Raw genomic sequence first — 22,369 nt, 5'->3', positions numbered from 1 at the left:
GGGCGCCGTTGCCCCGGCCCGGGTCGCTCAGGAGGTCTTGCGAGCCGCGTCGACGATGACGCGCTCGACCTTCGCCGGCTGCGACACCATCGACAGGTGCGCGGCCTTGATGGTGGTGACGTGCGAGCCGGCCCGTTCGGCCATGAAGCGCTGGGTGGCCGGCGGGATGACGTTGTCGAGCGTCCCGACGATGTCCCAGCTCGGAATCGTCTTCCAGGCGGGCTCACCGGACGGCTCGCCGAGCGCGGCGACGTTCAGCGGCCGCTGACCGGCCGCGAGCAGCGCGGCCTTCTTCTTCGGCTGGTCGTTGGCGAAGATGCCGGGGAAGAGCTCCGGCTTGATGTACGTGTCGGTGTACGCGCCGGTGCCGTCCCGCGGGCCGACGATGTTGAAGGCGGCCTCGCCGACCTGGCTGCCAGGGGCGTACGCGCTGAGGCTGCCCAGCGAGTCACCCTTCGCGGGCAGGTACGCGTCCACATACACCAGTGCCTTGACGTTGGTGTTGCCGAGCGCCGCGTTGCTGATCAGGAAACCACCGTACGAGTGGCCGACCAGCACGATCGGGCCCGTCACCTTCGCCAGGTAATCGGCCAGGTAGGCGGAGTCGCTGGACACCCCGCGCAGCGGGTTCGGCGGGACGTCGACGGTGTAACCGTCGTCCTGAAGCCGTTCGGTGACGCCGTTCCAGCTGGAGCCGTCGGCCCAGGCGCCGTGCACGAGCACGACGGTGGGCTTGGGCCCGCCGGCCGCCGAGGCGGAGGCCGTCACCGTGGGCAGCAGCGCCGCGACGCCGGCCACGGCGACCCCGGCGGCCGCGAGGCGGATCGCCTTGCGGTGTCGTCCGGTAGTGAATCTCATGGTGTCCTCTCGGGAAGCTCGCGTCCGGGCTTGCCTGCCCGGACGCTGTCATCGCAGGACATCAGCTACGAGCGCGGCCCGGATCCTCGAAACACGTGATCGGTGCCGGAGCGATCGTGCGAAGGCGATAAGCGACGATCACGTGTTCAGGGGATCCGGCGCCCGGCGGCCGCTGGTGGGGTGGGACCAGACACGAACCGCACCCCGTCAGACAGGACAGACATTTCATGCAACCGGTACGCACGCCCGTCGTCTTCATCCATGGCCTGTGGCTGCACGCCAGCGCCTGGAGCCCGTGGCTCGAGTTCTTCGCCGAGGCCGGATACGACCCGATCGCGCCGGGCTGGCCGAACGAGCCGGACACCGTCGAGTCGGCCCGGGCCGACCCGGACGCGGTCGCCGGCACCGGCATCGACGACGCCGTCGCCCACTACGCGAAGATCATCGAGTCGCTGCCGGTGAACCCGATCCTGATCGGCCACTCGTTCGGCGGCCTGGTCGCCGAGAAACTGCTCGGCCAGGGGATCGGCGCGGCCGCGGTAGCCATCGACCCGGCCCAGATCAAGGGTGTCCTGGTGCTGCCGCTCGCTCAGGTGCGGTCCGCGCTGCCGGCCCTGAAGAACCCGGCGAACCTGCACAGGTCGGTGTCGCTGAGCCGGGCGGAGTTCCGGTTCGCGATCGGCAACACGCTGACCGAGGAGGAGTCCGACCGGCTGTACGACACGTGGGCCATCCCCGCACCGGCCCGGCCGCTGTTCCAGGTCTCCGCCGCGAACTTCGTCCCGCACTCCGAGGCGAAGGTCGACACGGAGAACGCCGGCCGCGGCCCGCTGCTGATGATCTCCGGCACCGACGATCACACCGTGCCGGACGCGAGCACCCGGTCGAGCTTCCGGCAGTACCCGCAACAGGGGGCGGTCACCGAGCTGAAGCAGTTCGAGGGCCGCGGGCACTCGCTGGTGCTCGACCACGGCTGGCGCGACGTCGCCACCGCCGCGCTGCGGTGGCTCCAGGAGAAGGGTTTCTGACATGCCGTCCGTCACCACCGCCGAGAGGACATCATGACCGGCCTGCTGGACGAGGCGGTGCGGGCCCACGGCGGGCTCGACCGCTGGAACGACCTCACGACCGTGACCGCGGATCTGTCCATCACCGGCGCGATCTGGCAGGTGAAGAGCAAACCGGACTTCTTCACATCCGTACGCCTGCGGGCGGCGACCCACCGCGAGGAGGTCACCCTCGAACCGGTCGGCGGGCCCGGTCGCCGCACGGTCTTCCGCGGCGACACGCTCACCCTGCTGACCGAGGCCGGCGACATCATCGAGACTCGCCCGGACCCGGAGACCTCGTACGCCGGCCAGACACTGTCGACACCCTGGGACGACCTGCACGCGGCGTTCTTCGCCACCACCGCACTGTGGACCTACTTCACCACGCCGTTTCTCTACACGAACCCGGGCTTCACGACCGAGGAGGTGGCACCGCGGTACGAGAACGGCGAGCAGTGGCGCGGGCTGCGGGTCACCTTCCCCGGCCACATCCACAGCCACACCCGTGAGCAGACCTCCTGGTTCGGCCCGGACGGGCTGCTGCGCCGGCACGACTACACCGTCGACCTGCTCGGCGGGGCCACCGGCGCCAACTACGCCACCGAGTTCCGGGACGTCGGCGGCATCATGGTGCCGACGCGGCGCCGCATCTACGCGTACGACGACCGGCACGACGCGGTACCTGAGCCGCTGCTGGTCGCCGTCGACGTCCTGGATGTGTCGTTCGCATGAGTGACGTGAGGTGGATCGCGGAATCGCACGGCGGGATCGACTCGATGCGGCTCGTCGCGGCCCGGGTGCCCGCGCCCGGGGCCGGCGAGGTCACCATCGCCGTCCGGGCGTGCGGGATGAACCCGATCGACTACAAGAATCTGGCCGGCCTGCCCGGCTTCGAGGTGGCCGGCGTGATCAGCGCGGCCGGTCCGGGAGCGCGGCACTCCGTCGGTGAGGAGGTGCTGGCTTTCCGGGTCGAGGGCGGGTACGCGTCCGCGCTCACCGTCGCGGACCGTGACGTCTTCGCCAAGCCCGCCGAGCTGAGCTTCCCGCAGGCCGCGAATTTGCTGCTGGCGGGCACCGCGGCGGCTGAGATGCTGCACCTCGCCCGGATCGCGGCCGGGGACACCGTGCTGGTGCACGGCGCGGCCGGTGCGGTCGGGGTCAGCGTGCTGCAGCAGCTTCGTGAGCTTGGGGCCACCGCGATCGGTACCGCCTCGGCGGCGAGTTTCGCGACCGTCCGGGAGTTCGGTGGCACCCCGATCACGTACGGTCCGGGGCTGGCCGAGCGGGTCCGCCGGCTCGCCGGTCCGGGGCTGACGGCTGCGTTGGACTGCGTCGGCACCCGTGAGGCCGTCGACGTCTCCCTGCTGCTGGTACCAGACCGCGACCGGATCGTCACCACGGCCGCGCACGACCGCGCGTACGCGGAAGGGTTCCATGCCGTGGGTGGCACCCGGGCGAGCGTGGAGTTCCGTGATCGGGTTCGCCCCCACCTGATCGATCTGGCTCGCCGGGGCCGGTTGACGGTGCCGATCGGCCGCGTCTTCCCGCTCGGCGAGGCGGTGCCGGCGTTGCGGCTGCTCGCCTCCGGCCATGCCGGCGGCAAGCTGGCGCTGATCCCGGCGGGGGCCGCATGACGGTCACCCTCAACGACGGCAACACCATGGCGTCGATCGGCCTGGGCACGTACGCGTTGAGCACGGCCGAAGTGCTGAGCGGCCTGGAAGCCGGCTACCGGCTGCTCGACAGCGCTCTGAAGTACGGCAATGAGGCCGAGGTCGGCGCGGCCGTGCGGAGCTCGGGAATCGACCGCGCCGACATCCAGGTGACCACCAAGTTGCCCGGCCGGTACCACGGCTTCGACACGACGATCGAGGGTCTCGAGGTGTCGCTGCGCAATCTCGGCCTCGACTACGTCGACCTCTACCTGATCCACTGGCCGCTGCCGCGACTCAACCGGTACGTCGACTCCTGGCGGGCCATGATCCGGTTACGGGATCAGGGCCGGGTCCGGTCGATCGGGGTCAGCAACTTCACCCCGGAGCAGCTGACCCGGCTGTCCACCGAGACGGGTGTGGTGCCGGCGGTCAACCAGATCGAGCTGCACCCGTACTTTCCGCAGGCCGCACAGCGTGCCGACGACACCGCCCGGGGCATCGTCACGCAGAGCTGGAGCCCACTCGCCGAGGGCCGGGATCTGGGCCGCAGCCGGACGATCGCCGGCGTCGCGCGTACCCATGGAGTGACCACCGCTCAGGTCGCGCTGCGCTGGAACATCCAGCTCGGTGCCGTGCCGGTCCCGCGTTCCGGCAATCCCGGCCGGCAGCGGCAGAACCTCGACGTCTTCGGGTTCACGCTCTCCGCCGCCGAGATGACAGCGTTGTCCTCGCTCGGTTCGGGCCGGCTGTGGGGTGCGGACCCGGACGTCTACGAGTCGTTCTGACGTCGGTGGCCGCCGGGGTTCGGCGGGGCCGTGGACACCTCATGTTCGCCGGGGAGCGGCCGACCATAGGGCCATGGGAAACCCGGAATGCCGATGAACAGCCTGCCGGTGCTGGTGTCGCCCTATGGTCCCTATGCCGGTCTGGCGCTGCACGTGCACGACCTGACCATCCGTGGACACCACACGGAGACGCTGGTCGCCGCGGACGAGGCGGAGGCGATCACGCTGATGCTCGGTGACCACCGCACCCATCGGGTCTGCCGGCTGGGCCGAATGTACGCGCTGAGTGCCCTCGGCCGCCTGGACGAGGCGCTGCGTATCGCCGAGGACCTGATCGCCGATCAGGACATGCTGGGCGGGCCCAAGGCGACCGACGCCAAGATCATGGCGGACACCGCCGAGATCCTGATCCACCTCGGGCGCATCGACGACGGCCTGCACTACGTCGCCCGGGCGATGGCGCTGCTGGACGTGGCGCCGCGTAAGGGTCTGCGGTACTTCTCGGCGATGTCGTCGCTGGGTAAGGCCGCCCGCGGCGCCGAGCTGTTCGAGCTCGCCGACGATGCCATGCGCCGGTGCGTGGAGGCGTTCGAGTCGCCGGACGACCTGTACCGGTCCGCTGCCGAGTTCACGCACACCGAGTTGTGGCTGGAGTGGGCTCTGCGGCTGGAGCAGGTGGGCCGCACCGAGGAGGCGACGAGCCTTCTCGACAAGAGCGTCGCGGTGCTGCGGTTCTGGACCGATCAGGGCGTCGACACCCCGCTCGGTGCCGCGGTGCTGGCGGTCTGCCACGCCAAGGCCGGCCGCACCGCGGAAACGTTCGCCGTGGTGGGTGAGCTGCTGCCCAGGATGCGTGCGGCCGGCCAGCACCACGAGGCCCGGCTGTTGCATCTGGCGTACGGGCTGGCCCTGCGGGCCGTCGGGGAGTGGCGGGCCGCGCGCCGGGAGTTCCAGGCCGCGTTGCAACTGTCGGTGCTGCGGTCCCAGCGCCTCCACTACCAGTACGAGCTGGCGGTCACCGCGACGCTCGAGTTCCCGGGTGACGCCACCCGGACGGTGCTGGAGTCGTTGCGGGGCCATGTCGAGGCGCTGTGGCAGCTCCGACTGGACCGGCGCACGATGCTGCGGCAGGCGTACCGCCGGGTAGAGCTGGAGGCGGCGCGGAGCAGCGCCGACCTGGCCGCCACCTCGGACGCGCTGACCGGGCTGGGCAACCGGCGGATGTTCGACCGCCGGATCAACGCGGCCGCGGCCGGTGGCTCGCTGCTGCTCATCGACGTGGACCACTTCAAGGACATCAACGACCGGTTCTCGCACGGCGTCGGTGACCGGGTGCTCGGCGAGATCGCCGCGGTGCTGCGGTCGCACTGCCGGCACGACGAGGTGGCGATCCGCTTCGGCGGGGACGAGTTCGCCGTCTTCCTGTCGGTCGGCGAGGACGATGCCCGGCAGATCGCTGAGCGCATCCGCCGGGTCATCGAGGCCCGCGACTGGAGCACGATCGTGCCGGGCCTGACGGTGACGCTGAGCATGGGCCTGGCGGCGTGCCGGGCGGGCGAACCGGGCCGTGAACTGTACGACCGCGCCGACGCCCGCCTCTACACCGCCAAACGAGCAGGCCGTAACCAGCTGGCCGCCGCCTAGCCCAGCGTGCACACGCCGGGCAGGCGCGGCCTTTACGCGTACGGATTGAAGGGGATCGTGGAAGGTTTGGCGGCGTTGAGGAGGTACTCGAAGGAGCCGTCCTTGATTTTGATGGTCGCCGAGCCGAAATTCGCGGCCATCAGCTTGTCGCGCAGTTCCACGCTGGGGTAGCCGTTCCAGTCGACGAGCGGGGGATAGCGCCAGTTGTGGTAGTGGTTCTCCGGCGGCTCGTCGTTGCTGTTGGCCAGCCTGAAGAAGTGCGTCGACGCGCCGTCCTTGTGATAGACGACCTTGGGGTGGCTGCCGTCGAAGCGCACCTGCGAGCGGGTGTAGGTCTTCTGCGAGCTGTGCTGGGTCGTGCTGACGTAGTCCACCTGGTTCGTCGACTGGTTGACCCAGGAGATGACGTGTTCCCAGTCGTGGCGGTGGCCGCCCAGCCCGCTGCCGGCCACGGCCTGGTCCTTCTCGAAGTAGCTGGCGTAGACGATCGCGCACCAGCCGTTGTTGCACTTCGAGCGGGCGTAGGTCTGTGAGTTGTCCAGGTCGACCTGGTCGCGGCAGCTGCCGTTGACCGCGCCGGTGGTCTTCAGGCCGCCGGCGATCGTGCCGTCGGGGCCGATGGCCGAGGTGGCGTAACAGCCGTCGGTGTCGTAGTCGAAGGCGGGGGAGAAGGACTGCTCGTACCCTCCGGCGTTCTGCGGGAGGCTGCCGGGCGGGTCGGCGAAGGCCGGGGTGGCCGAGATCGCGAGGACGAGGGCGGCGAGGCCGGATGTGGTGGCGATCCGGGCCAGGGTGCGGTTACGACGCATACGTCGTCAAACCTTCCATCGGGGTGGCGGCTCGCAGTGATCTTCGCCAGCACGATAGAGGCGGGTCAATAGATTCCAGTTCCGGAATCGACGATGTTGAGTCCTAGGGGACATCGGGTCGGGCTGCATGCCGACCGTACCGGCCGCGGCAAGCACGCCGAATGCTTGGCTCCTGGAAAGGCGGCAGCCCCGGGGATATCCCGGATCGTGGCGCTAGCTTGGGGTGACGCGGGGGCGAAAGTTGCGTTTACCTGTGCGAACTCAGCCGTCGTAGGCTGCTGAAGACAGGTGAGGCGGTTAATGCCTTCATGATCCGATCGATGAGTTCCAGGCGATGCGCGGAGGCGGCTGGTGAAATTGATCTAGGTAAATCACCGATGCTGCGCCGCTTCAGAATCTCAACTTCCTTAGCGATGCGAAGCCGGGTTGCCTTGTCCTCGGCGGCTTCTTCCCGCAGGCTTGCCACGGTTGCCGACCATGAGGCATCCAAATGGTCGCTGTCCTCCAGGAGCCGCTCGGGGGGAGTGGCATGAGGTACGTACTCGGCGCTAGGTAGCTGCCAATACGCGTCTTCTAGCTCTAGGGCATGTGTGTTCTCACGACGTGCCATAACTCCTCCAGGGAAACTTCGATGCTATCTCGCCTTGAGTCCTAGTCCATCCTCCTTGCGGAGGAGCCCATGGTAGATCCGGACTTTTAGGGCGAATCGGTACGCGGTGTAGGCCAAGTTGAAGGCTGACGCAAGGAATAGATATGCCCATACTGGCTCGGTGATGCCAACGATGCTGACGTTCCCCCAGAGGTGTCCGTGATGTGACGTGAAGTAGACAGCGATTGCCAGAGCGGAGATCACCGCTGTGACGATCTGAGAGATCCGTGAAAGCATCGATGACCCGACGAGAGACTTGCTGTCCACCGAGAATCCGAACCATGTTGCTGCGGCGGCCGGCAGTGCCAGGACCAAGCCTGGCAAACTTCCCATCGATGGTGATCCGCTGGACACGAGTCGCCCCATGATCGCGATGAGGAATGTGGCGACGATCGCGGTCACAACTGCTGAAGCCCGTGATCCGGGCGGCGTCTCCTTGAGTTCCGCAGCGAACTCAAGATCACGAAACTGACTTTTCGTGAGATTGCCAAATCCTCGCGTGTAGAGATGAACGAAGCTCTGGCCTCGTCTCGCCGACACCCGGTATTGCCGATCTTCGTTGGATTGGGCGACAGTGGAGGCGGTTCCCATCTTGTGCCAACAAGGATTTTCATCTGTTGGCTCTCGAACCTCCCACTGTCGCGAAACTCTTTCTTCGCAATGGCGGCACCGGAACTTCTGTTCCAGGACGTACATCGTCGGAGGGCCGACAACGTACATGTGGAAACTTCCGGCGGTGAGAGCAAGGTCGGCTGGCGCGACGATCTTATTAGGCCGAAGTCCTAAAATTACGCGGAGCAGTCCGAGTTCTCGTTTGTTCAGGGCGGCAGGTATCAGAGTTCGCTCGTAACGCAACATGACGCGGTCGCTGGATTCGCTGGCACGTGGCACTACTGCCACGATTGGGTAGGCGAGGCTGAGGGCCTCGACGTATCTGCGCAACTCTTGGTCGTCGTTGAGCAGACTTCGGCAAGCGGTCAGCGCGTCATTGGTGATCTTTTGAACCTCGGTAGGATTGACCGTCCCCCGGCGTGTTAATTGTTCAAGAAGGACGAGCTCTAGTGCCCGCAATTTGTCGCTGAGTTTTGGAGGCGTGCTGGAGGATGTCGATCGTGATGGCTTATTCATGGCCTGGATCAATAGCAATCTGAGACCCGCGGCTACTAGCTGGGTAGATTCCTCGAATGATAGATCGGGGAGCGGCTTGCTGCCCGCGTCTGTAATTTTCAAATTATCTACAAGTTGCCCCTTGGGTGGTGAAAACAGGGGGACGTATCTTGGGCCACCCTTTTCGTCGGTAACCACAGGGAGGCGGAGTTCGACAGTGACTTCCTGTTTCGCAACTCTCTCTTCCAGAGTGATGGACTCGACAACCCTCACTCGGTGCCTGGCCGGCGAAGTTATCATTGCTACGAATGTGACTACGGCTTCCTTGTTGAATCTTTCCTCTAGATGTTTGGAAACCTGCTCCTGAAACTCCTGCAGAAGGGCGACACTTGGCTGCATTACTGCAGGTGGTCCGCTTCTCGGGTTGCCTTCGAGATTTTTTTGGAGGCGACGAAAGACAATGGCTCCGATTGCCAGTGCAAACACGGCGCAGGCGCCTTTGGCGAGCCCTTCGTAAACCACACCATTTGACGTGAAGAAATGACGGAAGAGGCCTGTTGATCCTGCGAATATGGCCAGAGAAAATGCCAGCAGGACCAGGATCGCGGTTACTATCGAGAACCGTTTCTTCTCCAAGTCCACTCCATCAAGATCGCAAAGGGCGACGCGGCCCTCACACTCTGCCAAGCGCGGTTCCCTGCTGTCTAGCGGACACATGTGCCGAAACCAGGGCGCCCCGGTGGCTGGCTCATGGCATCCACGGATCGAAGCGGGCCTGCGCTGCGTCGTCGCCGTCCGGGAACTGGTGCCCGGAACGCCAGTTCCCTTCGCGATCGACCTCCCCGTGGCGGTTCGTGGTCGTACGCGGGCGCGCCCAGCTGTGTCAGTGGACACGTATCTGATGTTCGATCGTCATTTTCTGGTTTCCGCACGTAACGTTGAGTGCCGCCTGGGTGGCTCGCCGTCGTGCGCCTGGCCGACCGCGATTCTCAGGTGGAAATGGAGCGCGCCCCGGTGACCGTGACAACTGACCTGCGTCTGATCGAGCTTCCCGAGATCGAGCTGGAACCGGAGGCTCCGGCGCTGTTCAGTTCCACGTCGACGCCGATCCGGCGCACGCTCGTCGACATCTTCGAGGCGACCGTACGGGATCACCCGGGAGCGCCGGCGATCGATGCCGGGGACACCACGCTGACCTATCGTGAGCTGGCCGACGAGGTCGAGGCGCTGCGGGTGACGCTGGCCGGCCACGGGATCGGTGCCGGTGACCGGGTGGGCATCCGAATCTCGTCCGGTACCGCCGAGCTCTACCTCGCGATCCTCGGTGTGCTGGCGGCCGGCGCGGCCTATGTGCCCGTCGACGCCGACGACCCGGAGGAGCGGGCCGAGCTGGTCTTCGCCGAGGCGGGCGTCTGTGCGGTGCTCGGCGACGGGCTGGCCGTGTCGTTGAGGCGTACCCAAGAGAACAGGGACAACGGACGGCCTGGACCGGCGGATGACGCCTGGATCATCTTCACGTCCGGATCCACGGGCACCCCGAAGGGTGTGGCGGTCTCGCACGGCTCGGCGGCGGCGTTCGTGGACGCCGAGGCGCAACTGTTCCTCGTCGACGAAACCGCGGAACCTCTCGGCCCGGACGACCGCGTCCTGGCCGGGCTGTCCGTCGCCTTCGACGCCTCCTGCGAGGAGATGTGGCTGGCCTGGCGGTACGGCGCCTGCCTGGTGCCGGCCGCGCGCTCACTGGTACGCAGCGGCGTCGACCTGGGTCCGTGGCTGGCCGAGCAGCGCATCACCGTCGTGTCGACAGTGCCGACGCTCGCCGCGCTGTGGCCGGTCGAGGCCCTGGAGGATGTCCGGCTGCTGATCTTCGGTGGCGAGGCGTGCCCGCCGGAGCTAGCGGAGCGCCTCGCCGTCGAGGGACGCGAGGTCTGGAACACGTATGGCCCGACCGAGGCGACAGTGGTCGCCTGCGCCGCGCGGCTGACCGGTGAGGGCCCGGTACGCATCGGCCTGCCGCTCGCCGGCTGGGAGCTGGTCGTGGTCGACGCCGCGGGCGAGCCGGTCGCGATGGGCCAGACCGGTGAGCTGGTCATCGGCGGGGTCGGCCTGGCGCGGTATCTCGACGCCGCGAAGGACGCCGAGAAGTTCGCGCCGCTGGCGTCGTTGGGCTGGGAGCGGGCGTACCGCAGCGGTGACATCGTGCGCGCCGAGCCCGAGGGGCTGCTGTTCCTCGGCCGCGGTGACGAGCAGGTCAAGCTGGGTGGTCGCCGGATCGAGCTGGGTGAGGTGGACGCCGCCCTGCAGGCGCTGCCCGGTGTCGCCGGCGCGGCCGCGGCGATCAAGAAGACCGCCGCGGGCAACCAGCTGCTGGTCGGTTACCTGGTGCCGCGGGAGGGTGAGTTCGACCTGGCGGCCGCGACCCAGCGGATCCGCGAGCAGCTGCCGGCCGCGCTGGTTCCGCTGCTGGCCGTCATCGACGATCTGCCGACCCGGACCTCGGGCAAGGTGGACCGGGCGGCGCTGCCCTGGCCGCTGGCCGGTAACAACGACGACGATGCCGAACTGACCGCCACCGAGGAATGGCTCGCCGGCGGCTGGGAGGAGATCCTCGGGATTCGGCCCGCCCAGGCCGGCGCCGACTTCTTCAGCAGCGGCGGCAGCAGCCTGAACGCGGCGCAGCTCGTTGCCTGGATCCGGCTGAAGTACCCGCAGGTGGCGGTCGCCGACATCTACCAGAGCCCGCTGCTGTCCCAGATGGCCACGGTGGTCGAGGCGCTGAGCTCGGAGGCCGGCGCCCGCCGTGAGGTCCGGCCGACGCCCCGGCTGTCCGGGCTGATCCAGGGCCTGCTGATGCTGCCGATGCTCGCGCTCGTCGGGCTGCGCTGGCTCACCGTCCTGGCCGCGCTGGGCAAGGTGACGACCCTGGCCCCGCAGGTCTCCTGGTGGTGGATCGCGGCGGGCTGGCTGGTGCTGTTCAGTCCGGCCGGCCGGATCGCGGTGGCCGCCGGCGGCGCCCGGTTGCTGCTGCGCGGCGTACGCCCCGGCGACTACCCACGCGGCGGCAGCGTCCACCTGCGGATCTGGGCGGCCGAACGGCTCGCCGAGCTGACCGGCGCGAACGGTGTCGCCGGAGCCGGCTGGATGATCACGTACGCGAAGGCGCTCGGCGCGCGGATCGGCCGTGACGTCGACCTGCACTCCGCGCCGCCGGTCACCGGCCTGCTGAAACTCGGCCGGGGCGCGGCGATCGAGCCCGAGGTCGACCTGTCCGGTTACTGGATCGACGGTGACGTCGTGCGGGTCGGCATGGTCCGGGTCGGCGCGGGCGCCCGGGTCGGGTCCCGCAGCACGCTGATGCCCGGATCCCGGGTCAGCAAGGGCGCGAAGATCGACGCTGGGTCGACCGTGACCGGTGCCGTGCCGGCCGGCCAGCGGTGGGCGGGTTCGCCGGCTGTCCGGGTGAATGCGAAAGACGCCGAAGGCTGGCCTGCGCAACGCCCGGCCCGCTCGCGTCTGGGCAAGACGTTCTGGGTCGGCGCGTACAGCCTGACCGCTCAGCTGCTCGGTCTCGTGCCGGTGGTGGCTCTGCTGCCGGCGCTCGCGCTGATCGGCTGGAGGATCTCCGAGCAGCCGGACCTCGGCGCGGTGCTCACCGTCGTCCCGCTCGCCGCGGTCGTCTACCTCGTCGGATACGCCCTGGTCGTGCTGGTCGCGGTCCGCATGCTCAGCATCGGTCTGCGGGCGGGCTTCCACCCCGTACAGGGACGGGTCGCCTGGCAGGTGTGGACGACCGAGCGCCTCATGGGGATGGCGCGGGTCGCGCTGTTCCCGATCTACGCCAGCCTGTTCACCCCGGTCTGGCTGCGGCTGCTCGGCGCCAAGGTGGGCCGCAACGTCGAGGCGTCGACCGTGCTGGCGCTGCCGGCGATGACCACGGTGGACGACGGCGCGTTCCTGGCCGACGACACGATGGTCGCCACCTACGAACTCAGCCACGGCTGGCTGCGGGTCGCCCCGGCCCGGATCGGCAAGCAGGCGTTCCTCGGCAACTCCGGGATGGCGGCGCCGGGCCGGTCGGTTCCCAAGCGTGGCCTGGTCGGGGTGCTGTCGTCGGCGCCGCACAAGGCGAAGAAGGGTTCGTCGTGGCTCGGTGCACCGCCGATGCCGCTGCGCCGCGTCGTGGAGACCGGTGACGCCGGGCGGACCTTCGACCCGCCGATGCGGCTGAAGGTGGCCCGCGCCCTGATCGAGCTGTGCCGGATCGTCCCGGTGATGTGCGCCGGCGTGCTGGCGGTGCTCGTTCTCGCGGCGCTGGCGTCGATCTGGCGTACCCAGGGCGGTTGGGTGGCCGCGCTCGCGGCCGGACCGGTGCTGCTGGGCGCGGCGATCGGCGCGGCGCTGATCGCGTCGGCCGCGAAGTGGATCCTGGTCGGCCGGTTCCGGGTCACCGAGCACGCGCTGTGGACGTCGTTCGTCTGGCGCAACGAGCTCGCCGACACGTTCGTCGAGGCGTTCGCCGCGCCGCTGCTGTTCCGTTTCGCCAACGGCACGCCGCTGCTGAGCATGTGGCTGCGCACGCTCGGCGCGCGGATCGGCCGCGGTGTGTGGCTGGAGACATATTGGCTTCCCGAGTACGATCTGGTGCGTCTCGGCGCCGGCGCGACCGTGAACCGGGGGTGCGTTGTTCAGACCCACCTGTTCCATGATCGGATCATGAGCATGGACGAGGTCACTCTGGGCGCGGGCGCCACGCTCGGCCCGCACGGGATCGTGCTGCCCGGCGCCAGCATCGGCGCGCGTACCACCGTGGGACCCGGCTCGCTGGTCACTCGCGGTGACGTCGTGCCCGACGACAGTCAGTGGCTCGGCAACCCGATCGCATCCCGGCGGTCGTGATACCCGCCTCGCCGGGCGCCGACCGCTCGACCGATTCCTATCTGCCGGCGCACGGCAACGGCGGCTATCGAGTCCTGCACTACGACCTCGACCTCGACTACAAGGTGGCGACGAACCGGCTCGCCGGCAAGGCCGTCATCACCGCGCGAGCCGTCCAGCAGCTCTCCCGGCTCACCCTCGACCTCGGCCGCTTCCGCGTCCAGGAGGTGCGCGTCGACGGCCGCCCGGCGAAGTTCGAGCATCGACCCAACAAGATCAAGATCAGACCCGAGAGACCTATCGGATACGGCGCCACCTTCAAGATCGAGATTCGGTACGCGGGGAAGCCCGTGCCGATCTCAGGACGCTGGGGCGACATCGGGTGGGACGAGCTGACCGATGGTGCCCTCGTCGCGAGTCAACCGATCGGGTCGCCGTCCTGGTTCCCGTGCAACGACCGCCCCGACGACAAGGCCACTTTTCTGGTGTCGGTGACCACGGCTTCGGCGTACACGGTGGTGGTCACCGGCGACCCGGTCGCCCGTCGCCGTGGCGTCGGCACCACCACCTGGGTGTACGAGCGCAACGAACCGACCGCCCCGTACCTGATGAGCGTCCAGGTCGGCCGGTACGACCTGATCCAGCTGGCCCCGGGACGGGTGGTCCAGCGGGCCGCCGTCCCGCCGCGTCTGCGTACCGTCTTCCGGCACGACTTCGGCCGACACGGCGAGATCATGATCGCCCTGGAACGGATCTTCGGGCCGTACCCGTTCCAGGAGTACGTCGTGGTCGTCGCCGACGACGACCTGGACGACCCGATCGAGGCGCAGGGCATGGCCGTCTTCGGGCGCAACCACCTCGACGGCCGGCGCACCCACGAACGCCTCGCCGTGCACGAGCTCGCCCACCAGTGGTTCGGCAACAGCCTCACCGTCGCGGACTGGCGTCACATCTGGCTCAACGAGGGCTTCGCGACGTACACCGAGTGGCTCTGGTCGGCCGCCTCCGGCGGCCTGTCCGTGGACGCGCACGCGGCCCAGTGGTACGCCTGGGTCGCGACCCACCCGGCGAACATCGCCGTCGCCGACCCGGGCGTGGACCGGATGTTCGACACCGTGGTCTACAAGCGCGGGGCGCTGGCCCTGCACGCTCTGCGGGCCCGGATCGGCGAGGCGTCGTTCTTCGCGCTGCTGCGCTCCTGGGTCGCCGAGCACCGGCACCGGACGGTCACGACGGAGCAGTTCCGCGAGCACGCGGCGAGGTTCGCGGCCAAGCCCCTGGACGACCTGTTCAACGCCTGGCTGGACCGTCCGGCGTTGCCGCCGCTACCGCGGATGGCCCTTCGCCCACCGAACATCTGGTAAACATCGTGGATGACTTCTGTGTGGTCGAACGTCGCAACCCTGGAAGTCAACGGCATCCGGCTTGGTTACCGCGAAGCCGGCTGTGGTTCCCCCGCGGTGCTGCTGCACGGCACCGGGAGCTGGGCCGGCACGTGGGACCGTTTCGCGCCGGTGCTGCTCGCCAGAGGGCATCGGGTGATCGCCGTCGACCTGCGCGGTCACGCGGACAGCGCCCGGACCGGCGATTACCGGCTGGACACCCTGCGCGACGACCTCCTCGGCCTGGTGGAGACGCTCGGGCTGCGCGATGTCCTGGCGATCGGCCACTCGGTCGGCGGCTACGCGGCCCTGGCCGCGGCGCAGCACTCGCCTGACGTGTTCGCTCGCCTGGTGCTGGAGGACCTGGCGGCCCCGCCGCGGCGTTCCGGCTTTGGGTTGCCGCATCTGCTGTCGGTTGCCGGCGGCCTCCTGGCGGCCCGCCCCGACCACGAGCTGTCCGTCAAGGCATCGATCTTCCTCCAGCTGTCCCGCCCGGATCCGGCGTGGTGGGAGCGGCTGCGCGAGGTGCACCAGCCGACCCTGGTCCTGTCGGGCGGCCGGACGAGCTGCATCCCACCCCGCCGCCTGGCGGACGTGACCGCCGCCCTGCCGGACGCCAGACTGGCAACGATCCCGGTCGGCCACCGGGTGCACAGCCTCGCCCCAGAAGCGTTCGCCGCCGAGGTGACAACCTTCCTCACCGACCCCGCTCACCGCGATGTCGGGCACGAGCCCCGGACCGTCGTACGATCGACTCCGCGGTAACGATGCTTTCCGTCAGATAGGTGACCATGGCCTACCAGCCGATGACTCTGGCCGATCTTGCCGGCCACCTCCTTCGTCAGCACGACGAACGGATCAGGTGGAAACACGTCTGGGAGTTCTTCGAGGAGTATCGCTGGGCTGCTGCCGAGCAGCAGCCGCACCTCTTCCGGGACGAGCCCGCACTCACCGGCGATGAGCAGTGGGACGTCCTCCTGGCTGCCATGGCGGAGCATCTGGCCGCGCAGCGGGACCTTGCTCCGCCCGAGTGGTCCCGTGCCCGGGTCCTGGAGACCCCGTGGTTTCCGTCGTCGCTACCGTCCAAACGGATGGAGGCGCTGGTCTCGGCGCCGGCCGCATTCCGCAAGCACGGCGTCTACCTCTCCGCACGAGACCTCGAAGCCGCATGAGCGACGACGGCCTCCTCGGACGAGCCGAACTGGAACGCGCTTTTACCGCTCTCGGTGACCGCCTGGTCCGCAGAGGTGTGACAGCCGATCTGTTCATCGTCGGCGGCGCGGCTATGGCCTTGGCCTACGACGCTCAGCGGGTGACCCGAGACGTGGACGCGACCTTCGTGCCGCACGGCGTGGTCCTCGAAGAAGCCCGCAACGTCGCCGAGGCGATGGGATTGCCGCCGTGGTGGTTGAACGAGCAGGCCAGCGCATATGTCTCTGCCCAGAACGATCCCGGCAAGCGCGAAGTGTTCGACCATCCAGGGATTCGGGTCATGGCGGCCTCGGCGGAGCACGTCTTCGCCATGAAGGCGTTCGCGGCTCGTTCTCGTGACGAGGAAGATCTCCGGACTCTCGCGGCGATCATCGGCGTGACGGCGATCGGTGCCGCGCTGGAGCTGTGTGAGCGGTTCTTTCCACGAGAGCCGCTGCCGGCCCGATCCCAAGCGATGCTCGAGGATCTGTTCGGTTCTGAATAGCTCTTAGGTAGATGCAATCTACGTAAATGGCATCTACCTAACTCAGGGTGACTATTTGGCCAGGATCTGCTCAGCGGGTGGGGTGTTGGAGGGTGGAGATCAGGGCGAGGGTTGACTCGGCGCCCTGGTTGAGGTTGGGGCCCTGCAGGGTCAGGCCGTCGTAGCCGCCTCCGGTGGCCGGGTCCCACATGGGCCGGCCCACGTCGTTGTCGCCCAGGAACCAGGCGATCGACTGGTGGACGCCCTCGTGCCAGATGTCGCCGTTGGTGATGGCCGCTGCTGTGGCGCAGGCGTCGGCCAGGGCTGCCACCTCGATGGGCTGCTGGTCGTGGCGTAGCCGGGGAGTGCCTCGCTGCCAGCCCGCTGACGGGAGGACCGAGAGGTGGCCGTCGTCGAGCTGGATCTCCAGCAGCCAGGTCAGCATGCGCAGGCCGGCGTCCAGGACCGGCGGGTCGTCCAGCAGATCGCCGGCGAGGATGAGGGCCTCGGCCAGGGCGGCGTTGGCGTAGGTGAGCCGGTCGTGCGGCCAGGCCCAGTCGGGGTCGGGGTTCGGGCGGCCGATCTCGGCGGCGGCGTCCGACAGCAGGGTGGCGGCCTGTTCGTTGCCGGGGTCCGCGCGCAGCAGCTCGGCCGCACCCAGCGCGGCGAACGCCATGGCCCGCGGTGCGGCGGAGCGGCAGGTGGCTCCCCGGGTGAACGCGAGCAGCGCTTCTTCGCGTATCCACGGCACCCGGGCGCGCGCGGCGGCGGTGCCCAGGCCCCAGAGGGCGCGTCCCCACCAGTCGCCGAGGCCGGGCTGGTCGAGCCAGGTCCGGTTGAAGCCCAGCCGGTTGTGGAAGGCGCCGTGGGCGTCCTGGGCGTGGGTGAGGAAGGCCAGATAGCGTTCCGCCAGCCGCAGCACCTCGGCGGTGGGGCTGACCTCGCGGGTGGTGACGACGAGGCCCCGGGCCACGTCGTCGGTGCAGTACCCGTGTTCGCGCCGGACGATGGCGTGGCGAGCATGTTCGAACAGGCCGGTGTCGTCGGTCAGGCGTACCAAATGGGCGAACGACGGAGCGTGAGGGATGCGCCGGGGTTTCGGCGCCGTGGTGGTGGCCTGGTCGGTCACCTGCCGGCCACGGCTTCGGCGCGGATGCCGGAGGTGACGAGGGTGGTGGCGAGCTCGTGGTAACGCTGCGCGACGGCGGGCCATCCCGGTGCGTGGCTGTTGCGGTCGCGCAGGGTGGCCGCGAGGGCCGGCTTGGTGAGGATCCGCCTGATCGCGGTCGCCAGGGCGGCCGGTTTCTTGTGCGGCACGAGTAGGCCGGGGCCGTCGGTGAGCAACTCGACGGCGTGCGGGAACGCGGTAGCGACGACCGGGATCCGGGCCGCGACCGCCTCGACCAGCACACCTGAGGTGACCTGCTCGGTGGAGTCGTACGGCAGCACGACGACATCGGCGGAGCGGATGAGCTCCCCGAGCGCCGCGTCGTCGAGATAGGACGACTCGAAGCGCACGTCGTGCGCGACGCCGAGGTCCGCGCTCAGGCGGTGCAGGCTCGCCCGGTACGCCTCACCGTGCAGTTCGATGACCTTGGGGTGGGTCCGGCCGGCCACCGTGTAGACCGGCGACGGGTCGAGGTCGCGCAGCTGGGCCAGCCCGCGCAGCGCCCACTCGATGCCCTTGCCCGGTCCGAGCAGGCCCCAGGTGAGCAGGTGCGGCCGGTCGTAACGCCGGGCCGGCTCGCCGGCGAACGCGGAAGCGCCGTGCGGGATCACCGACACCTTCGAGGCGTCGACGTCGTAACCCTGCAGCAGCCGGTCGTGGGCGGCCCTGGTGATCGTCACGACCGCGCCGGCGGCGGCGGTGATCTGTTCGAGCAGCGACTTCTGCCGCGGCGTCGGGTGGGTCAGCACGGTGTGCAGGACGACCAGGCTCGGCACGCTCAGCCGGCGCAGCACGGACAGGACCTCGCCGCCGTCGCGGCCGGGGTAGATGCCGTACTCGTGCTGGATGACGGCGACGTCGAAGGTGTTGAGCACCTCGGCGCTCTCCCGCCAGCCGGCCGGTGTCGAGGCGTTCCAGGTGTGCACCACCGACGAGCCGGGGACGGACTCCTCACCGCCGGCGGCGACGCGGACGACACCGCCCGGGTTGCCGGCCCGGCCGACGTGGTCGGCGAGCGCGGAGTTGAAGGTGGCCAGACCGCACCGGGTCGGCGGATGGGTGCTGAGGAATCCGTATCTGATGCTCATGCGGACTCGACTTTGGCCAGCTCGGCGGGGGTGACACGAAGCATGGCCAGCAGCCCGCCGTGCCGCGCCTCGTCGATGTCCTCGGGGAGTTCCTTGTCGACGAAGTCGGCCCTGTCGTGCTGGCCTCGTTCCCGGAGCACGGTGATGACAGCTGCCTTGGAAATGGTCATTGTCTGCTCTCTTCAAACCCGCCGACGGAATGTTCGCGGCCGCCGAGGTCTGGAGCGACAAATGCCAGAGTACGCCTGGACGGTTACCGCGGCGGGTTCGGTGGTGCGCTCGACGGCGGTGTGCCGGGCGGGACCGGCACCTCCGGCTCGTCGCTCTTGCCGTTGCTGACCTCGATGGTCACCGCACCGTTCTTGACCGTACGCCCGCTCGGATCGGTGCCGGCGGCGGTTCCCTCCGGGCACTTCGAGTCGACCTCACGGCCGATGTCGACGCTGAATCCCGCCCGTTCCAGCCGGTTGCGGGCCCGGCTCAGCGGGTCGCACTCGACGTCGGGGATGTACCGCCGTTCGCCGTACGCGATCTTGCGGTTTTCCGGTCTTTTGAATTGGACCCTGGGTTTGCCGTCCATGTAGTCGCCGAGTGTCCGGTAGACGGCCGGGTTGACCTGGGCGTGCTGGAGCCGGTCCTTGTGGTTCTGATAGTCCGGATTGACCAGGTATCCGGCGACCACCAGCGAGGTCGTCCCGGCGACCAGGGACGCCGTCTTGTCCTTGTCGGTCGTGCCGGTCTTGCCGAACACCGGGTGGCCGACCACCCAGCGGGTATCCGGGGCGGTGCTGCCGCCGCAGTTGCCGAGCAGCGCCGAGTCACCCACCGGGCATCGGGCCGCGTCGACCGCGGCACGGGCGACGTCCGGGCTGGTCGCCTGGGTGCACAGCGATCGGCCCACGTCGAGTTTGTCGCCGTCACGGGTGACGATCTGTTCGATCGGGGTCGGCGGGCAGTACTTGCCGTCGGCCGCGAGGGTCGCGTACGCGTTCGCCATGTCGAGCGGGGTGGTCGCCGAGACACCCAGGGTGAAGGCCCCCCACTGATGGGAATAGCCCGGCGACGCGAACTCGGCGTCCTTGGCCGCCCGGAATTGAATGCCGAACCGTTTGGCGACGCCGACCACGTTCTCCGCGCCGACACGTTCCTCCAACGGTACGAAGTACGTGTTGATGGATCTGCCGAAGCCCGTCCACATGTTGTAGATGCCTTCGCCGCCACCGCCGGAGTTGCTCGGACACCAGAAATGGGTTCCGGGGCACGCCGACGGGTTGCTGCGGTTGATGATGTATTTCGACTCGTATCTCTTCTCCGCCTTGATTGTGTAGGCGAGAGGCAGTTTCTTCTCCAGCGCCGCGACCAGGGTGAAGATCTTCATGACCGAGCCGGCCTGATAACCGGTGATGTCCCCACCGCCGCTGAGCAGCGGGTTCGTGGTGTTCGGGTACGAACCGCGGATGCCCTTGCGCGCCTTCGCCGGATCGGAGGAGATCTTGTTCTTCGGGTCGGCCGGATCGTCCAGCTTGAACTTGCGGTTCGCGGCGAGCAGCCGGACCTTGCCGGTGCCGGGCTGGACCGCGGCCAGCAGCAGCGCGTTCTTGTTGCCCTCGGAGATCAGGTCGGCGATCCGGTCACGGGCGTTCTTCTGCGCCTTGACGTCCAGGGTCGTGGTGATCCGGTAACCGCCGCTCTTGAGCCGGCGCGCACGATCGTACGGAGTGGCTCCGAATTCTTCCCGGTCCATCCACCACCGGTAGAAATAGTCGCAGAAGAAGCCCCAGTTGTTCTTCGCCACCGAGACGCAGCCGTTGCTGACCGGGCGGACCTTGCGCGGGATCGGTTCCTTGATCGCCTTGTCGGCCTGGGCCTGGGTGATGAAACCCAGCTCCACCATGCCGGGGATGACGTAGTTGTCGCGGCGCTGCTTGATCTCCGCGTAACCGTCCGAGGTGGTCGGGTCGTAACCGGAGGGCGCCCGCACGATGCCGGCGAGCATGGCAGCCTCGCCGAGTGTCAGATCCTTGGGCGCCTTGTTGAAGTAGACGCGGCTCGCGGCGAAGATGCCGTAGGTCTGCTTGCCGAACGGCACGATGTTGAGGTAGCGCTCGAGGATCTGGTCCTTGGTGAGCTGTTTCTCCAGCTCCATCGCGTACCTGATCTCGGTGACCTTGCGTTTCGGGGTGTCCTTCGTGGCGTCGAGGACATCGTTCGGGCTGGTCGCCGAGTACGCCAGCGACATGCGCACCCACTGCATGGTGATCGTCGAAGCGCCCTGTTTCGCGCCGCCCTGGTTGTTGTTGACCAGGGCCCGCGCCACACCCTTGAGGTCGACGCCGTTGTGTTTGAAGAACTCACGGTCCTCGGCGGCGACCATGGCGTCGCGCATGAACTTCGACATGCCCTTGAGCGGGACGTCGCTGCGGAACTCGTCGTAGAACTGGGTGAGCTGGGTCTTGTTGTCGGCCGCGTAGACCCGGGAGATCTGCGGCGACTTGAACGCCTTGAGCTCGGAGGGAAGGCTCGCGAACGCTTCCTCGCCGGCCCGCAGAGTGAGGCCGGACATCGCGGCGAACGGGAATACGGCCGCTGCCACGACAAGCCCGGTGATCAGGCCACAGAGCAGGAAGACGAACGCGTTGACGAAGATGTTGTGATCTCGTCGGCGTATCCAGGAGCCCACCGCTGCACCACCCGTGTTCGGCGAAACGATCCGCGTCTATCACACCGCATCGTGTCAAGAGGGTGGGACGGTGTCAGCCGTCCGTGCGTAGGCCGGACGGCTGAGATCGACTCTGCGAACGGGCGGTGGTCAAGATCGAATTCATAGTGGAGGATTTCGTGGTGCCGCTTCGGGGGGAGGCGGCAGCTATGGAGGATTTGTGCCCGAGCCGACCCGCCAAGCCGATGACAAGGTTCTCGCGCTGGCGTTCTACCTGCTGGTTGACGTGTCGTACTCGATGGAGGGTGCTCCGCTGCGGGCGGTGAACCAGATCCTGCCCGAGGTCATCGACGCGATCGAGGAGAGTCCGACGCTGGGTGACGTGGTCCGGCTGGGCGCGCTCGACTTCGCCAACGACGCGCAGACCGTGCTGCAGCTCGGGGATCTGCGCAACGTGAAGAACATCCCGGTCTTTACGTGCCGCGGTGCCACGTCGTACGCGGCGGCGTTCCACAAGCTGCGCAAGGACATTGAGCGGGACATGGCGGAGATGAAGGCGGACGGTTTCAAGGTCTATCGGCCGGCCGTCTTCTTCATCACCGACGGCGCGCCGACCGACCAGCAGGCCGAGCTGGACACGGCGTTCGCCGAGCTCACCGACCCCGGTTTCAAGGCCCGGCCGAACATCATCCCGTTCGGCGTCACCCCGTCGCTGGAGAAGGCGGTGCTGGACCCCTGGGTCTATCCGAAGCCGTCGGACAGCGGCAAGTCGATGCGTAGCTACGTGTACAACGGCACCGGTGACGCGGCGACCGCGATCAAGCAGATCGCCGAGGTACTGATCACCAGCATCGTGGCGTCGGCCAATTCGGTGAGTGACGCCGGCACGGCCGGCGGTTTTGTGCCCCCGGCCGACGAAGACCTCGACGACTGGATTTGAGGGTCGCGGCGAGGACGAGGGGGCCA

The 22,369-nt window shown here is 68.3% G+C and carries 18 protein-coding genes; 11 read left to right on the top strand and 7 right to left on the bottom strand.

The window, feature by feature from the left end:
• Positions 1-27 precede the first annotated feature (27 nt).
• The gene (locus tag B0I29_RS42630) at positions 28-858 is read right to left on the bottom strand and encodes an alpha/beta fold hydrolase (protein WP_111654879.1); all 831 of its coding nucleotides are present in this window, start codon (positions 856-858) and stop codon (positions 28-30) included.
• A gap of 227 nt (positions 859-1,085) precedes the next feature.
• Here B0I29_RS42630 and B0I29_RS42625 point away from each other — a divergent pair, with 227 nt between their 5' ends.
• The 5 genes from B0I29_RS42625 (at position 1,086) to B0I29_RS42605 (ending at position 5,991) form a co-directional block, all read left to right on the top strand.
• Complete coding sequence (locus B0I29_RS42625; RefSeq protein ID WP_111654878.1) at positions 1,086-1,886, top strand: alpha/beta hydrolase; 801 nt, start codon at positions 1,086-1,088, stop codon at positions 1,884-1,886.
• A 33-nt stretch (positions 1,887-1,919) separates the two neighbouring features.
• Entirely contained in the window at positions 1,920-2,639 is a 720-nt protein-coding gene (locus B0I29_RS42620) for a hypothetical protein (RefSeq protein WP_111654877.1), read from the top strand.
• Entirely contained in the window at positions 2,636-3,541 is a 906-nt protein-coding gene (locus tag B0I29_RS42615; protein ID WP_111654876.1) for a quinone oxidoreductase family protein, read from the top strand. Before B0I29_RS42620 ends, B0I29_RS42615 begins: the two co-directional genes overlap by 4 nt.
• Complete coding sequence (locus tag B0I29_RS42610) at positions 3,538-4,347, top strand: aldo/keto reductase (RefSeq protein WP_111654875.1); 810 nt, start codon at positions 3,538-3,540, stop codon at positions 4,345-4,347. Before B0I29_RS42615 ends, B0I29_RS42610 begins: the two co-directional genes overlap by 4 nt.
• Positions 4,348-4,434: 87 nt before the next feature.
• Positions 4,435-5,991 carry a tetratricopeptide repeat-containing diguanylate cyclase gene (locus B0I29_RS42605; RefSeq protein WP_111654874.1) on the top strand — a complete coding sequence of 519 codons (1,557 nt, stop codon included), beginning with the start codon at positions 4,435-4,437 and terminating at the stop codon, positions 5,989-5,991.
• Between the two features lie 32 nt (positions 5,992-6,023).
• Here B0I29_RS42605 and B0I29_RS42600 read toward each other — a convergent pair whose 3' ends face one another.
• Positions 6,024-6,800, bottom strand: a complete 777-nt coding sequence (locus B0I29_RS42600) for an NPP1 family protein (protein WP_111654873.1) — start codon at positions 6,798-6,800, stop codon at positions 6,024-6,026.
• Positions 6,801-7,434: 634 nt separating this feature from the next.
• Complete coding sequence (locus tag B0I29_RS45480) at positions 7,435-9,198, bottom strand: hypothetical protein (RefSeq protein WP_146617082.1); 1,764 nt, start codon at positions 9,196-9,198, stop codon at positions 7,435-7,437.
• Positions 9,199-9,570: 372 nt separating this feature from the next.
• Between B0I29_RS45480 and B0I29_RS42590 the strand changes: the two genes are divergently transcribed.
• The 5 genes from B0I29_RS42590 to B0I29_RS42570 are packed head-to-tail and all read left to right on the top strand — an operon-like array spanning position 9,571 to position 16,509.
• The gene (locus tag B0I29_RS42590; protein ID WP_111654920.1) at positions 9,571-13,452 is read left to right on the top strand and encodes a Pls/PosA family non-ribosomal peptide synthetase; all 3,882 of its coding nucleotides are present in this window, start codon (positions 9,571-9,573) and stop codon (positions 13,450-13,452) included.
• Positions 13,416-14,795, top strand: coding sequence for a M1 family metallopeptidase (locus tag B0I29_RS42585; protein WP_245973183.1), 1,380 nt, complete (start codon positions 13,416-13,418; stop codon positions 14,793-14,795). The genes B0I29_RS42590 and B0I29_RS42585 overlap by 37 nt, the downstream gene beginning before the upstream one ends.
• 9 nt (positions 14,796-14,804) lie before the next feature.
• A complete protein-coding gene (locus tag B0I29_RS42580) occupies positions 14,805-15,578 on the top strand; it encodes an alpha/beta fold hydrolase (protein WP_111654871.1) in 774 nt (257 codons plus the stop codon).
• Between the two features lie 20 nt (positions 15,579-15,598).
• Complete coding sequence (locus B0I29_RS42575) at positions 15,599-15,985, top strand: hypothetical protein (RefSeq protein ID WP_111654870.1); 387 nt, start codon at positions 15,599-15,601, stop codon at positions 15,983-15,985.
• Entirely contained in the window at positions 15,982-16,509 is a 528-nt protein-coding gene (locus B0I29_RS42570; RefSeq protein ID WP_111654869.1) for a DUF6036 family nucleotidyltransferase, read from the top strand. The genes B0I29_RS42575 and B0I29_RS42570 overlap by 4 nt, the downstream gene beginning before the upstream one ends.
• 70 nt (positions 16,510-16,579) lie before the next feature.
• On the opposite strand, the gene B0I29_RS42565 is transcribed toward B0I29_RS42570, so the two are convergent.
• The 4 genes from B0I29_RS42565 to B0I29_RS42555 form a co-directional block, all read right to left on the bottom strand.
• Entirely contained in the window at positions 16,580-17,617 is a 1,038-nt protein-coding gene (locus tag B0I29_RS42565; protein WP_111654868.1) for a glycosyltransferase, read from the bottom strand.
• Positions 17,614-18,744, bottom strand: a complete 1,131-nt coding sequence (locus B0I29_RS42560; protein ID WP_111654867.1) for a glycosyltransferase — start codon at positions 18,742-18,744, stop codon at positions 17,614-17,616. The genes B0I29_RS42565 and B0I29_RS42560 overlap by 4 nt, the downstream gene beginning before the upstream one ends.
• Positions 18,741-18,914 (bottom strand): hypothetical protein, encoded by a 174-nt coding sequence (locus B0I29_RS46205; protein ID WP_181558261.1) that lies wholly within the window; start codon positions 18,912-18,914, stop codon positions 18,741-18,743. Before B0I29_RS46205 ends, B0I29_RS42560 begins: the two co-directional genes overlap by 4 nt.
• A gap of 83 nt (positions 18,915-18,997) precedes the next feature.
• Entirely contained in the window at positions 18,998-21,424 is a 2,427-nt protein-coding gene (locus tag B0I29_RS42555; protein ID WP_111654866.1) for a transglycosylase domain-containing protein, read from the bottom strand.
• A 199-nt stretch (positions 21,425-21,623) separates the two neighbouring features.
• On the opposite strand from B0I29_RS42555, the gene B0I29_RS42550 reads away from it, so the two are divergent.
• Positions 21,624-22,343, top strand: coding sequence for a vWA domain-containing protein (locus tag B0I29_RS42550; protein ID WP_111654865.1), 720 nt, complete (start codon positions 21,624-21,626; stop codon positions 22,341-22,343).
• Positions 22,344-22,369: the final 26 nt, after the last annotated feature.

The organism is Actinoplanes lutulentus, assembly GCF_003259845.1.
Classification (GTDB): domain Bacteria; phylum Actinomycetota; class Actinomycetes; order Mycobacteriales; family Micromonosporaceae; genus Actinoplanes; species Actinoplanes lutulentus.
This window is presented reverse-complemented; position numbering and strand designations above follow the sequence as displayed.